The following is a 13538-nucleotide window of genomic DNA, read 5'->3' as shown; positions in this document are numbered from 1 at the left end:
CTCACCGAAGTGAGTCGGGGTATCAACATATCTGGCGTTGACTTTTGGCACGCTGTTGAGTTCTCAAGGAACGGACGCTTCCTTTGTACTCACCCTCTCGGGCTTTCCTCCGGGCGCTTCCCTTCGGTATTTCGTGTTTCCAACCCTACCAGATCCGTTTTCCGTTCCGTTTCCGGTTCGGATTTCATTTCCGGCGGCCGTTGGAGGGCCTTTGCCTTTCGGCTGACCCGACTTTATCAGAAGTTTTCGGCCGGTCTTACCGGCTTCAGTTCCGAATGAATCGGGGGCGGCTTCTCAATTGATGTAATTCGAGAAGCAAGCAGACTCTAAGCTGTCACCCCTGGACTTGTCCAGTTCTAGGCAACTGTTCGAATCTACCTCCCCAGTCCTTCCGTGTCAACGGTTTTCCCGGGGCGAAGAGGAGACTAGCAGCTCACGGGGGCCCTACGCACATCACGCCGCGGTGGGGGCGGAGGCGCTGCGGTCGGTCCGGTCCAGGTCCCCCGTTTCACCCGCACGGGCGGCTCTGCCGCCCAGGCCATAGACGTACACGAGGAACGCCAGCTCGGCGGCGATTCCGATGGTGATGCGGGCCCAGGTCGGCAGGTCCGATGGGGTGACGAAGCCTTCGATGGCACCCGATACGAACAGGACCAGGGCGAGGCCGATCGCCATGCCCAGCGCCGCGCGGCCCTCCTCTGCCAGGGCGGTGCGGCGCGGTCGGGGACCCGGGTCGATGAGGGTCCAGCCGAGACGCAGGCCTGTGCCGGCGGCTACGAAGACGGCCGTCAGTTCCAGGAGGCCGTGCGGGAGGACCAGGCCGAGGAAGGTCTCGAGCCGGCCGACCGAGGACATCAGGCCGACGCCCACCCCGAGATTGAGCATGTTCTGGAAGAGGATCCAGACGACAGGGAAGCAGAGGAAGGCGCCCAGGACGAGGCACATGGCGGCGGCCTGGGCGTTGTTCGTCCAGACCTGGGCGGCGAAGGACGCCGCGGGGTGGCTGGAGTAGTACGTCTCGTACTCACCGCCGGGGCGGGTCAGCTCGCGCAGTTCGTTGGGGGCGGCGATCGAGGACTGGACTTCGGGGTGTGTGGCGATCCACCAGCCGATGACCGCGGCGAGGGCCGTCGAGAGCAGCGCGGTGGGGACCCACCAGTGGCGGGAGCGGTAGACCGCTGCCGGGAAGCCGTGTGTCAGGAAGTGGGTCACGTCGCGCCAGGAGGCGCGGCGGGTGCCGGTCACGGCGCTACGCGCGCGTGCCACCAGGCGGGTCAGGCGTCCGGTGAGCTGCGGGTCCGGTGCGCTGGACTGGATCAGGGAGAGATGGGTGGCGGTGCGTTGGTAGAGGGCGACGAGTTCGTCGGCCTCGGCGCCGGTGAGGCGGCGTTGCCGGCGCAGCAGGGCTTCCAGTCGGTCCCACTCGGCTCGGTGGGCGGACACGAAGACGTCGAGGTCCATCGGGTGGCTGCTCCTCGTACTGCGGCGTGGCTGCTCAGCTTGGCAGACTGGCCAGTCCTACGGCAGGGCGGGGAAAGGCGGCGGGCGTGAGTGAGCTTGTGACGGGTGAGGCGGTGGCGTTGGAGCTGCGTCCCGCGAAGCTGCCGAGCCGGGTGCTGGCCGTGCTGATCGACATGGCCGTGGCGTGGTCGGTCTATCTGGCGGTGACTCTGGGGATCGTCGCTTCGACGTCCTCGTTGGACGACGCCGCGGCTGCCGCCGTCGCGGTCGCCGGCTTCGTACTCGTTCTGGTCGGTGGGCCCATAGCCGTGGAGACGCTCAGTCATGGGCGGTCGCTGGGGAAGCTGGCGTGCGGGTTGCGGGTGGTGCGGGACGACGGGGGGCCCATTCGGTTTCGGCACGCGCTGGTGCGGGGGGCCGTGGGAGTCGTCGAGATTCTCATGACGTTCGGGGTGGTGGCGTGCGTCGCGTCGCTGGTGTCGGCGCGTGGGCGGCGGCTCGGGGATGTGTTCGCGGGCACGTTGGTCGTACGTGAGCGGGTGCCCGCGGGGCGTACGGGTTTCGTGCCTCCGCCGCCGCCTTGGCTGATGGGGCGGTTCTCCGGGCTCGATCTGTCCGGTGTGCCCGAGGGCCTGTGGCTGGCGATCCGGCAGTGCCTGACGCGGATGGGGCAGCTGGATCCGCAGGTGGGCTGGGCGATGGCGGAGCGGCTGGCCGGTGATCTGGCGGAGCGGACGGGGGCCGCGGTGCCGCAGGGCGTTCCGCCGGCGGCGTATCTGGCCGCTGTTGTGCACGAGCGGCAGGCGCGGGATGCGCGGCGGGCCTTTGGCGGGGAGGCGGCCTACTCCGCCGTGCCCGGCCCTGGCGGGTTCCATGAGGTGCGGGACTGCGAAGGCCCTCCGGCGGGGTTCGTGCCGCCGTCCGCCGCTCCGGGCGCCGTACCGCCGCCGGGTGAGTCCGGGGGCGAGGGAACCCCGCGTCCGGCCACCGGGTTCGTGCCGCCTGCCTAGTCGGCTGGGCGTACGCGGCGTCAGGCGAAGGCCGACGGCGGGGTTTCGAGGTGTTCGAGCTCGATGCCGGGGCCCGCGAGGACGACGTCGCCGGTGATGTGGACCGTGTGCTGTTCGCCGGTGTCCAGGGCTGTGACCTGGTATTCGTCCACGGTCAGCGGGCCGTTGTCAGTGGCGTGTGCTTCTGTTTTCAGCAGGGCCCAGGACTGGTCGAGGGTGCGGGGGGCGAGGACCGGGTCCGTGAAGGCGACCAGGCGGACGCGGGTCGCGGGGGAGTCGGGGGTCAGGCGCAGCAGCCGGGCCGTCGCGATGAGGAAGGCGGGGGATGTACCGGTGAAGGCGTGGGCGGGCGCGTTGTCCTCGGTGGCATGGGCGCCGGTGGGGTCGGTGCGGACCCAGGTGACGCCGTTGAGGGCGGCGGCGCGGACCTGCCAGTCGCCCGCGCGCAGTTCGAGGCGGATGGGGCGGCCGCGGTCGTCGAGCGCGAGGTCGACGGAGCCCGCGGGGGTCCCTGAGGGGGTGGTCCTCTGAGAGACGTAGCGCCAGCCGGAGGGGCCGGGCGCGCAGTGGAATTGTTCTTCGCCGAGGGGGGTGTGATCGTGCGGATCATGGAGCGAATATCGGCCGCGGGGCATGGGCGTAGATCCTCGGGTCAGTACCTGCGGTGAGCGGTCGGGGTCGGTTCCTGCGGGCCAAAGGGGGCAGGCCCCCGCCGCGGGGGCGAGGGCCTGCTGAAGTGGGGCTGACCGGTGGCCGGGCGGCCGTCAGTAGCGGTAGAGGTCCGACTTGTACGGGCCCTCGACCTCGACGCCGATGTACGAGGCCTGCTCGGGGCGGAGCGTCGTGAGCTTCACGCCGAGCGCGTCGAGGTGGAGACGGGCGACCTTCTCGTCCAGGTGCTTGGGGAGCACATAGACGTCGGTCGGGTACTCCTCCTGCTTGGTGTACAGCTCGATCTGGGCCAGGGTCTGGTCCGCGAAGGAGTTGGACATCACGAAGGACGGGTGGCCGGTCGCGTTGCCCAGGTTGAGCAGGCGGCCCTCCGACAGCACGATCAGGACCTTGCCGTCGGGGAACGTCCAGGTGTGAACCTGCGGCTTGACCTCGTCCTTGACGATGCCCGGGATGGCGGCCAGGCCGGCCATGTCGATCTCGTTGTCGAAGTGGCCGATGTTCCCGACGATCGCCTGGTGCTTCATCTTGGCCATGTCCGAGGCCATGATGATGTCCTTGTTGCCCGTGGTCGTGATGAAGATGTCGGCCTTGTCGACGACGTCGTCGAGCGTCGTCACCTGGTAGCCGTCCATCGCCGCCTGCAGGGCGCAGATCGGGTCGATCTCGGTGATGATCACGCGGGCGCCCTGGCCGCGCAGGGACTCCGCGCAGCCCTTGCCCACGTCGCCGTAGCCGCAGACGACGGCGGTCTTGCCGCCGATCAGGACGTCGGTGGCGCGGTTGATGCCGTCGATCAGCGAGTGGCGGCAGCCGTACTTGTTGTCGAACTTCGACTTCGTCACGGCGTCGTTCACGTTGATCGCCGGGAACAGCAGCGTGCCGTCGCGGTGCATCTCGTACAGGCGGTGGACGCCCGTCGTGGTCTCCTCCGTCACGCCGCGGATCTCCGAGGCGAGCTGGGTCCACTTCTGTGAGCCCTCGGTGATGGTGCGGTTGAGGAGCTCCAGGACGACGCGGTGCTCGTCGGAGTCGGCGGTGTCGGGCGAGGGGACCTTGCCGTCCTTCTCGTACTCGACGCCCTTGTGGACCAGGAGCGTGGCGTCGCCGCCGTCGTCCAGGATCATGTTCGGGCCGCCGGTGGGGGTGTTCGGCCAGGTCAGCGCCTGCTCCGTGCACCACCAGTACTCCTCCAGGGTCTCGCCCTTCCAGGCGAAGACCGGGATGCCCTGGGGGTCGTCCGGGGTGCCGTTCGGGCCGACGGCGATGGCCGCGGCGGCGTGGTCCTGGGTGGAGAAGATGTTGCAGGAGGCCCAGCGGACATCGGCGCCGAGGGCGACCAGGGTCTCGATGAGCACGGCGGTCTGCACGGTCATGTGCAGGGAGCCGGTGACGCGGGCGCCGGCGAGCGGCTGGGTCGCGGCGTACTCCTTGCGGATCGACATCAGGCCGGGCATCTCATGCTCGGCGAGAGTGATCTCCTTGCGGCCGAACTCGGCGAGGGAGAGGTCGGCGACCTTGAAGTCCTGGCCGTTGGTGGCAGTCGTCATGAGTGAGCTGCTCCTCGTGGGGTTGGTCGAGGGGTGGGCATGGCTGACCTGCGGCGTCGGGTACAAGGGTCGCACCGGCGCGCGCAGCGCAGTCCGTCGGAGGCCCTCTCTCCCTCGGCCGGTCCGTGTGCGGACCGCCCGACCGCCATCAGCAGCGACGTCTGGCTCAGTCACAAAGCTACACCGATGGGCCAAGCAAGCCCCAGCCCGCCTCCGGGCACGGATCTCTGGCGGACAGTCCATGAGATGGCCGCGCTGCGGCGCGAGGCGCAGGGAACCACCGGGCTCGGCGAGGAGATGGGGCCCCGCACCTTGCTCGGTGCGGGGCCCCATCTACGTACGTGCGAAAGGAGAGTCAGTGGCTGCCGGGCGACTTCGCCGGGTTGGTGCCCTCGGCTGCCGCGGACTCGCTGTAGATGTCCGGTTCGAGGTAGATCACACGGGCGATCGGGACCGCGGCGCGGATGCGCTCCTCGGCCGCGTTGATCGCGGCGGCGACCTCCGTGGCGGTGTCGTCGTGCTGGACGGCGACCTTGGCGGCGACGAGCAGTTCCTCGGGGCCGAGGTGGAGCGTGCGCATGTGGATGACCTTGGTGACCGTGTCGCCGTCGACCAGGGCCTTCTCGATCTTCGCGACCTCCTCGGTGCCGGCGGCCTCGCCGAGCAGGAGGGACTTGGTCTCGGCGGCGAGGACGATCGCGATCACGATGAGCAGGACGCCGATGCAGAGCGTGCCGATGCCGTCCCACACGCCGTCGCCGGTGGCGAGCGCCAGACCGACGCCGCCGAGGGCGAGGATCAGACCGACGAGCGCGCCGAGGTCCTCCAGGAGGACGACCGGCAGCTCGGGCGCCTTGGCGCGGCGGACGAACTGCGTCCAGGTGAGGTTGCCGCGCGTCTCGTTGGACTCCTTGATGGCCGTCCGGAAGGAGAAGCTCTCCGCGATGATCGCGAACACCAGGACCCCGACGGGCCAGTACCAGTGCTCGATGTCGTGCGGGCTCTTGATCTTCTCGTAGCCCTCGTAGATCGCGAACATGCCGCCGACCGAGAAGAGGACGATCGAGACGAGGAAGGCGTAGATGTAGCGCTCGCGGCCGTAGCCGAAGGGGTGTTGCGGGGTCGCCTCGCGCTGCGCCTTCTTGCCGCCGAGGAGCAGCAGCCCTTGGTTGCCGGAGTCGGCGAGCGAGTGGACGCTCTCGGCGAGCATCGACGACGAGCCGCTGAAGATGAACGCGACGAATTTCGCCACCGCGATCGCGAGATTCGCGGCGAGTGCCGCGACGATCGCCTTTGTTCCGCCTGACGCGCTCATAAGTGCCGGGGGTCCCTTCGCCTTCGTGTGTGCTCTTGTGTGCTCGGCCTACGCCGGCGGGCGGTGCTTTGCCCGTCCTTTGCGGTGGGTCATTGTTGCAGCACGGGAGCGTGTTGGTGCGTCAGGCCACCACTGTGGCCCGGAAAACCGTGCCCACTCCGGACACTTCAGCCTTTTCTCCCGCGGGGACGAATGCGGACCGGCCGGGTGTCAGGGGCAGTTCGCCCGCGCGGACGGTGCCCGCGGTGCAGAGCAGGATCTGCGGGGTGGCGGCGGTGAGGTCGTGCGGGGCCGCGCCCTCGGGCAGGACGAGGCGGGAGAGGCGGAACTCGTCGATCGGGGTTTCGTAGACCTCTTCGCCGGTGGGCGACGCCTCGGGGCGCAGGACGCCGGGGTCGGTCGCCTCGAAGCGGACGATGCGCAGGAGTTCGGGGACGTCGACGTGCTTGGGGGTCAGGCCGCAGCGCAGGACGTTGTCGGAGTTGGCCATGATCTCGACGCCGAGGCCGTCGAGGTAGGCGTGCGGGACGCCGGCGCCGAGGAACAGGGCCTCGCCGGGCTGGAGTCGTACGTGGTTGAGCAGCACCGCCGCGATGACGCCGGGGTCGCCGGGGTAGTGGTGGGCGAGGTCGGCGTACGGGGCGTAGACGCCGCCGAGGCGCTGGGCGGCGGCCGTGAACTCGGTGACCGTCTCGGCCATCTGTTCGGGGTCGGCGCTCAGCACAGCCGTGAGGACCTCGCGCAGGGCGGCCTCTTCGGGGTGGGCGCGCAGCAGATCGACGTACGGCTTGAGGGAGTCGACGCCCAGGGCCTCCAGGAGATCCGCGGTCCGGTCCGGGGCCCGGAAGCCGCACAGGCCGTCGAACGACGTGAGGGCGCAGATCAGTTCGGGCTTGTGGTTGGCGTCCTTGTAGTTGCGGTTCGGGGCGTCGATGGGGACGCCTCGGCGCTCCTCGTCCGCGTAACCCTCCTTCGCCTGTGCGAGGTCGGGATGCACCTGGAGGGAGAGCGGGGCGCCCGCGGCGAGGATCTTGACGAGGAAGGGCAGGCGCGGGCCGAACTTGGCGACCGCCTCTGTGCCGAGCTCGCGCTCCGGGTCCGCCTCGATGACCTCGTTCAGCGCGCCGCGCTCGGTGCGCGAGGGCGCTCCCGGGTGGGCGCCCATCCACATCTCGGCCTGCGGCTCACCGCTCGGCTCGACGCCGAGGAGCCGAGCGATGGCGGTGGTGGATCCCCAGGCGTAGGGGCGGATGGTGTTGGTGAGGCGGTCCACGGAGGGGCTCTCCCTTAGCGCTACTGGCTACTGCGTACGCGAGTGCTGAACTGCGATCGCCGTCTGTGCGGTCGCCGTTGTCATGATCGGTGGCCGGAAGCGAGCGCCAGGTAAACGGCGGCGAAATCCGTGACGGCGATCAGCTCGGCGAGCGCTTCCAGTTCGTCGCCGCCCTCCGGCTCCAGCTCGCTGAGCGCCACGTCGTGGCCGTGCGCGAGCTCGCGGGCGGCGGGGGCGGCCGTGAGGCCCCCGGCATCAACCGGGCGGTCGCGGAGCAGCACCACGCGCGCGCGGAGGCACGCCGGGTCGTCGACGCGGTCGCGGAAGAAGTCGTCGGTGTCGTCGCCGCCCGCGGGGTTGCCCGCGAGGAGCGCGCCGTGGGCGGGCAGGGCCTCGGGCAGCTCCGCGGCGAGCGCGGCGTGCCCGGCCAGCTCGGCGAGGGTGGTGGCGAAGCGGCGGCCCACGGCGCCCGCGGACCGGCCCTCGGTCCAGATCAGCGGGAGCGCGTCGGCGAGTTCGGCGGCGAGTGTCTTGGCGGGGTTGCTGTACGTCGCGATGGCCGGACCGCAGCGTTCCGCGACGCGGTCGAGGCGGTCGGCGACCTTGTGCAGGGCGTCGGCCGGGGCGGCGATCAGGCCGGTGCGGTCCAGCAGCACGAGGAGCGGGACGAGCAGGGCCCACAGGGTGCAGGGGGCGCCGGGCGCGGATTCGTCCTCGACGCGGCGTGCCTCGTACGAACCGGAGTCCCTGGTGCTCTCGTCGTGTGCGCCTTCGTACGCGCCGTAGGGCGAGGTCGCCAGGGGGACGGTGAGGCCGTGGCTGCCCTCGACGCTCTCGGCGATCGGCGTGCGCGCGGGGGCGACGGCGACGACTGTGCAGCCGCGGCGGTACGCCTGTTCGGCGAGGAGGGTCAGGCCCGGTTCGGAGCCGTCCGGGGTGGCGATGAGGAGGAGGTCCACGGGGCCCACCCAGCCGGGCAGCGCCCAGCGCAGGGCGCCCGCGGCGGGGGCGACGCCGGTCGGGGCCACGCGGATGACGGGGCAGCCGGCGCCGGCGAGGCCGTCGAGCAGGTTGGCGACGCAGGTGGCCGCGGTGCCCGGTCCCGCGATCAGGATGGCGCGGGGGCGGCCGTCGGGCTTGAGCTCCGTCAGCCCGGCCTCGGCGGCGTGCCGGAGCGCGGTGCGGACGCGGGCGCCCGCTTCGGCCGCGCCGCGCAGCAGTCCTCGGCGGTCGGCGCGGGCCAGCGCCTCGGGGGCGTCGAGCAATGACTCGTCGAGCATGGGGTACGGCCTCCGAATCGCCTGCGCGGCTTCCCGCGCGCTGCTGGGTCGTGCCGGGGCGGGTGCCGTTACGCGGGGCGGCGGGCCTCGTCGACCAGGAGTACGGGGATGCCGTCGCGGACGGGGTAGGCCAGGCCGCACTCCTTGGCGTCGGCCGTGCAGATCAGCTCGGTGTCCGTCTCCTTGAGCGGGGCGTGGCAGGCCGGGCAGGCGAGGATCTCCAGGAGGCCGGCTTCGAGCGCCATGGGGTGGGTCCCTTCGAGCTGATGTGGTGAGGTTTTCGCAGTGCGGCCGCACAGGGTGCGACCTTGCCGCCGCACAGGGTGCGACCCGGTCAGCCTACCTCCGCAAAAGACGGGCCGCGGGGGGTGTGGAGAGGTCTGCGGCCCGCCCCGCACCCCCGGTGCCGCACGCGCGCGTGGGCCGTCAGCCGCTCCTCAGCCGCTCTCAGCCGCGGATGATCGCCAGGGCCTCGTCGCGGGCCTTGGCCATCGTGGCCTCGTCCCGCGCCTCCACGTTCAGCCGCAGCAGCGGCTCGGTGTTGGAGGCGCGGACGTTGAACCACCAGTCGGCGGCGGTCACCGTCAGGCCGTCCAGCTCGTCCAGGGTCACTCCGTCCTGTCCCGCGTACGCCTCCTTGATCGCGGCCAGGCGGGCGGTCTGGTCGTCGACCGTGGAGTTGATCTCGCCGGAGCCTGCGTAGCGGTCGTACTGGGCGACGAGCGCGGAGAGCGGGCCGTCCTGCTCGCCCAGGGCCGCCAGGACGTGGAGGGCGGCGAGCATGCCCGTGTCCGCGTTCCAGAAGTCCTTGAAGTAGTAGTGCGCGGAGTGTTCGCCGCCGAAGATCGCGCCGGTCCTGGCCATCTCGGCCTTGATGAAGGAGTGGCCCACGCGCGTGCGCACGGGCGTGCCGCCGTTCTCCTTGACGACCTCCGGGACCGACCAGGAGGTGATCAGGTTGTGGATGACCGTGCCCTTGCCGCCGTGCTTGGCCAGCTCGCGGGAGGCGACCAGGGCGGTGATGGCCGAAGGGGAGACCGGGGCGCCGTTCTCATCGACGACGAAGCAGCGGTCCGCGTCGCCGTCGAAGGCGATGCCCAGGTCGGCGCCCTCCGCGCGCACTCTCGCCTGGAGGTCCACGATGTTCGCCGGGTCCAGCGGGTTCGCCTCGTGGTTGGGGAAGGTGCCGTCCAGCTCGAAGTACATCGGTACGAGCTCCAGGGGCAGGCCCTCGAAGACGGTGGGGACCGTGTGCCCGCCCATGCCGTTGCCCGCGTCGACGACGACCTTGAGGGGCCGGCTCGACATGAGGTCGACCAGGCCGCGCAGGTGCGCCGCGTAGTCGGTGAGGGTGTCGCGCCGCGTGAGGGTGCCCGGGTGTGCGGCGGGCTCGGGGGCGCCGGTCGCGGTCCAGCCCTCCACCAGGGCGCGGATGTCCGCGAGGCCGGTGTCCTGGCCGACGGGGGCCGCGCCCGCGCGGCACATCTTGATGCCGTTGTACTGGGCGGGATTGTGCGAGGCCGTGAACATCGCGCCCGGCAGGTTCAGCGCGCCCGAGGCGTAGTACAGCTGGTCCGTCGAGCAGAGCCCGATCTCGGTGACGTCCACTCCGCACGCCGCCGCCCCGCGCGCGAAGGCCCGCGACAGGCCCGGCGACGAGGGCCGCATGTCGTGGCCGACGACGATCGCGGTGGCCTCCGTGACCTGGGCGAAAGCCGCTCCGAACAACTCGGACAGCGACTCGTCCCACTGATCCGGGACCACCCCGCGAACGTCGTACGCCTTCACGATCTGGGACAGATCAGCAGTCACGGCCAACCCTCTCTGCAAGCTCTGCGAGTTCAGCGGTATCGGAAGTACGTCGGTCACCCGGCGTCGGTCACCCGGCGTCAGCCATCCGGCGTCGGTCACCCGACATGGATCACCCGGCGTGGGTCACCCCACCCACCTCGGTCACCCCACGTCGGCCGTCCCAAACTACCCGCAACGACCGACAAGGGGCTGTGAGCAGCGTCAAGCCACGGTCAGGCTCTCGTCACGGAAGCATCCAACCGAGTACCGCCGTGCTCTGCCCCACCACGATCAGGCACATCACGAGGAGCAGTCCGAGGCTCCACGGCAGCACCTTGCGCAGCAGATCGCCCTCCTTGCCGGCGAGTCCGACGGCGGCGCAGGCGATCGTCAGGTTCTGCGGGGAGATCATCTTGCCGAGGACGCCGCCGGAGCTGTTGGCGGCCGCGAGGAGCTCCGGGGAGAGCCCGGACTGCTGGGCCGCCGTCACCTGGAGCGCGCCGAACAGGGCGTTGGCGGAGGTGTCGGAGCCGGTCACCGCGACGCCGAACCAGCCGAGGACCGGCGACAGGAAGGCGAGGCCCGCGCCCGCCCCCGCTACGTAGTGCCCGATCGTGGCGGCCTGGCCGGAGAGGTTCATGACGTACGCGAGGGCAAGGACGGACGTCACGGTGAGGATGGCGAAGCGCAGTTCGTGGACGGTGGCGGCCCATTCCCGTACCGCCACGCGCGCGTGCACCCCGATGACCGCCGCCGTGCCGACCCCGGCGAGCAGCACGAGCGTGCCGCCGGTGCCGAGCAGCGGGAGCGAGAAGACGTTGCCGCCGACCGGGTCCCCGGAAGGGTCGCCGACGTTCAGGAAGGGCCAGTCGAAGGTCCGTGTCGTCTTCGCGAGGGCGTCCTTGACGGCCGGTATCTGGGCGAGGGAGAAGACGGTGACGATGAGGGCGTAGGGGGCGTAGGCGCGCAGCACCTCGGGGCGCGGGTCGTCGTGGTCGAGGTCTTCGCTGCGTACGCCGGTGAGGACCGCGGCGCGGACGGGCTCGGCGGCCGGTCTGCGCGCGTGCGGCACCGCCACCAGCGCCGCCGCGCCCGCCAGGGCCGCCCCGATGTCGGCGAGCTGCGCGGAGACGTAGTTGGAGGCCGCGAACTGGGCGGCGGCGAAGGCGAATCCGCATGCCATGGCGGGCACCCACGTCTCGCGCAGACCGCGCCGCCCGTCGACGAGGCCGACCAGGAGCAGCGGCACGCCGAGGGCGAGCAGCGGGGTCTGGCGGCCGATGACCGTGGCGACGGTGTCCAGCGGCAGGCCCGTCACCTGGGCCAGCGTCACCACGGGTGTGCCCATGGCCCCGAAGGCGACGGGTGCGGTGTTGGCGACGAGGGCGACGACCGCGGCGCGCACCGGGTCGAAGCCCAGGGCGACGAGCATCACCGAGCAGATCGCGACGGGCGCCCCGAAGCCGGCGAGCGCCTCCAGGAGCGCCCCGAAGCAGTAGGCCACGACGAGCGCCTGGATGCGGGGGTCGTCGGAGAGCTGCCCGAAGGAGCGGCGCAGGATGTCGAAGTGCCGGGTGCGGACCGTCATGCGGTACACCCACAGGGCGTTGACGACGATCCACAGGATGGGGAAGAGCCCGAAGAGGGCTCCTTGCGCGGCGCCGGCGGCGGTCTGGCCTAGCGGCATGCCGTACGCGAGCCAGGCGACCAGGACGGCGACCGCGAGACCGATCAGCCCCGCCCTGTGGGCCTTCATGCGGACGGCGCCGAGGAGGACGAGGACGGTCAGGAGGGGCAGGGTCGCGACGAGTGCGGACAGGCCGAGCGAGTCGGCCACGGGATCCAGTTGCTGCACGAACACGGAACGCCTCCCGGGCTGTGGGGTGGCGAAATCGTCGTGGCCTCGGAGATCGGGCGTCAACGTGCGGGACGGAGAAGATCCAGTGAAGGGCCGTCAGTCGCTGGCGGAAACGGGTCGTCAGTCGCCTGCGGACACGTGGCCGTCAGTCGCTCGCGGAAACGGGCTCTTTCAGGACTCGGGCGATCGCAGCACCCGGAGGTGGCCGCGCCGCGCGACCTCCATCGGGTCCGCCCTGCGGGCGCCGCCGCCCGCCTCGGCCGCGCGCTCCTGCGGGCGGGCCGCCTCGCGCACGGCGTTGGCGAGCGCTTCGAGGTCGTCGCCCGAGGGGCGGGCCGGACCCGAGGCGTCGGCGAGCCGGACGACGTCCCAGCCGCGGGGCGCGGTCAGGCGCTCGGAGTGCTCGGCGCACAGGTCGTAGCAGTGGGGTTCGGCGTAAGTGGCGAGGGGGCCGAGGACCGCGGTCGAGTCGGCGTAGACGTACGTCAGCGTCGCGACGGCGGGACGGCCGCAAGCGGTGCGCGAACAGCGACGTACAGGGCTCACGATGTTGGACGGTACCGCACTCTTGAGCGGGCCGCGACGACTCTCCAGGAGGTCACCCCACCGTGTCGTGCCGTGGTCCCGGATCCGGCGCCCCGCGCGCGCACCGCGTTGACCTGCACGGACGTGAGTGGCCGCAGGGGCGTGCGGTGTTGGTTCCGGTCACCACATGGCGCGAATCACGTCATTTGGCGCGACATCGATGGTCTTGAGAGATACGGAATCGAGTCCAAGCCCGACCGGAACGGTCAGGAAGCGACATGCCACGCACCGCGAGGAAAGGGCGATCTCGGGGACTACGCTTCCTCAGTGATGGACGACCCCGTACAGCCCCGCTCCGTAGACCCGAGGCCCCGTCGCCGCGATCGCCACGGCAGGGGCATGCGCGGTCCCGTGGCGCCGCCCCAGGTGCCGCTCTCCGCCAGCCGCGCCGAGGCCTTCACGGACCTCGTGCAGGACTCCGTGGAGCGTCTTGAGCGGCGCTGGCCGCAGCTCACCGAGGTCGAGTTCCTGGTTCTTGAGGTGCCGCCGCTGGGTGGTTCCGGCGGTTCGGACGGGGAGTGGCCCGACGAGGTGGTGCCGCTGGGCGGTTCCATCGCGGCGTCCGACGGGCGGCCCGCGCGCGTGATCATCTACCGCCGCCCGGTGGAGATCCGCACCAAGGGGCGCGACGAGCGCGCCGCCCTGGTGCACGAGGTGGTCGTCGAGCAGGTGGCCGACCTGCTCGGGCTGTCTCCGGAGTCGGTCGATCCGCGCTACGGCGACGAGGACTGACGGAGCCGGCC

13 protein-coding genes are annotated in these 13538 nt (G+C 71.1%); 3 read left to right on the top strand and 10 right to left on the bottom strand.

The window, feature by feature from the left end; translation table 11 throughout:
• Positions 1–279, top strand: a 279-nt coding sequence (locus tag ACWDZ7_RS16040) for a hypothetical protein (protein ID WP_451797441.1), incomplete at its 5' end; no start/stop codon positions are given.
• A 174-nt stretch (positions 280–453) separates the two neighbouring features.
• Here the strand turns inward: ACWDZ7_RS16040 and ACWDZ7_RS16035 are convergent.
• Positions 454–1461: a stage II sporulation protein M gene (locus tag ACWDZ7_RS16035; protein WP_451797440.1), complete on the bottom strand. Its 1008-nt coding sequence runs from the start codon at positions 1459–1461 to the stop codon at positions 454–456.
• An 86-nt stretch (positions 1462–1547) separates the two neighbouring features.
• Here ACWDZ7_RS16035 and ACWDZ7_RS16030 point away from each other — a divergent pair, with 86 nt between their 5' ends.
• Complete coding sequence (locus tag ACWDZ7_RS16030; protein ID WP_451797439.1) at positions 1548–2471, top strand: RDD family protein; 924 nt, start codon at positions 1548–1550, stop codon at positions 2469–2471.
• A 20-nt stretch (positions 2472–2491) separates the two neighbouring features.
• On the opposite strand, the gene ACWDZ7_RS16025 is transcribed toward ACWDZ7_RS16030, so the two are convergent.
• The 9 genes from ACWDZ7_RS16025 to ACWDZ7_RS15985 all read right to left on the bottom strand — a co-directional run bounded on the left by ACWDZ7_RS16025 (position 2492) and on the right by ACWDZ7_RS15985 (position 12804).
• Positions 2492–3106: a hypothetical protein gene (locus ACWDZ7_RS16025; protein WP_451797438.1), complete on the bottom strand. Its 615-nt coding sequence runs from the start codon at positions 3104–3106 to the stop codon at positions 2492–2494.
• A gap of 129 nt (positions 3107–3235) precedes the next feature.
• Positions 3236–4693, bottom strand: coding sequence for an adenosylhomocysteinase (gene ahcY, locus ACWDZ7_RS16020; protein ID WP_451797436.1), 1458 nt, complete (start codon positions 4691–4693; stop codon positions 3236–3238).
• A 355-nt stretch (positions 4694–5048) separates the two neighbouring features.
• A complete protein-coding gene (locus ACWDZ7_RS16015; protein WP_451797434.1) occupies positions 5049–6008 on the bottom strand; it encodes a cation diffusion facilitator family transporter in 960 nt (319 codons plus the stop codon).
• Positions 6009–6129: 121 nt separating this feature from the next.
• Positions 6130–7281, bottom strand: coding sequence for a mannose-6-phosphate isomerase, class I (manA, locus tag ACWDZ7_RS16010; protein ID WP_451797433.1), 1152 nt, complete (start codon positions 7279–7281; stop codon positions 6130–6132).
• A gap of 80 nt (positions 7282–7361) precedes the next feature.
• Entirely contained in the window at positions 7362–8561 is a 1200-nt protein-coding gene (locus ACWDZ7_RS16005; protein ID WP_451797431.1) for an SIS domain-containing protein, read from the bottom strand.
• Positions 8562–8629: 68 nt separating this feature from the next.
• Positions 8630–8806, bottom strand: coding sequence for a Trm112 family protein (locus tag ACWDZ7_RS16000; RefSeq protein WP_358588566.1), 177 nt, complete (start codon positions 8804–8806; stop codon positions 8630–8632).
• 202 nt (positions 8807–9008) lie between these two features.
• Positions 9009–10373: a phosphomannomutase/phosphoglucomutase gene (locus ACWDZ7_RS15995; protein ID WP_451797430.1), complete on the bottom strand. Its 1365-nt coding sequence runs from the start codon at positions 10371–10373 to the stop codon at positions 9009–9011.
• Positions 10374–10596: 223 nt separating this feature from the next.
• On the bottom strand, positions 10597–12213 hold the full coding sequence (locus tag ACWDZ7_RS15990) for an L-lactate permease (protein WP_451797428.1): 1617 nt from the start codon (positions 12211–12213) through the stop codon (positions 10597–10599).
• Between the two features lie 168 nt (positions 12214–12381).
• Positions 12382–12804, bottom strand: coding sequence for a DUF3499 domain-containing protein (locus ACWDZ7_RS15985; protein ID WP_451518898.1), 423 nt, complete (start codon positions 12802–12804; stop codon positions 12382–12384).
• A gap of 261 nt (positions 12805–13065) precedes the next feature.
• Between ACWDZ7_RS15985 and ACWDZ7_RS15980 the strand changes: the two genes are divergently transcribed.
• A complete protein-coding gene (locus ACWDZ7_RS15980) occupies positions 13066–13527 on the top strand; it encodes a metallopeptidase family protein (protein WP_451797427.1) in 462 nt (153 codons plus the stop codon).
• Positions 13528–13538: the final 11 nt, after the last annotated feature.

This window comes from Streptomyces sp. NPDC003032 (assembly GCF_053591415.1).
Note: the sequence above shows the minus strand (reverse complement) of the source record. Positions and strands in the feature narration are given on the sequence as shown.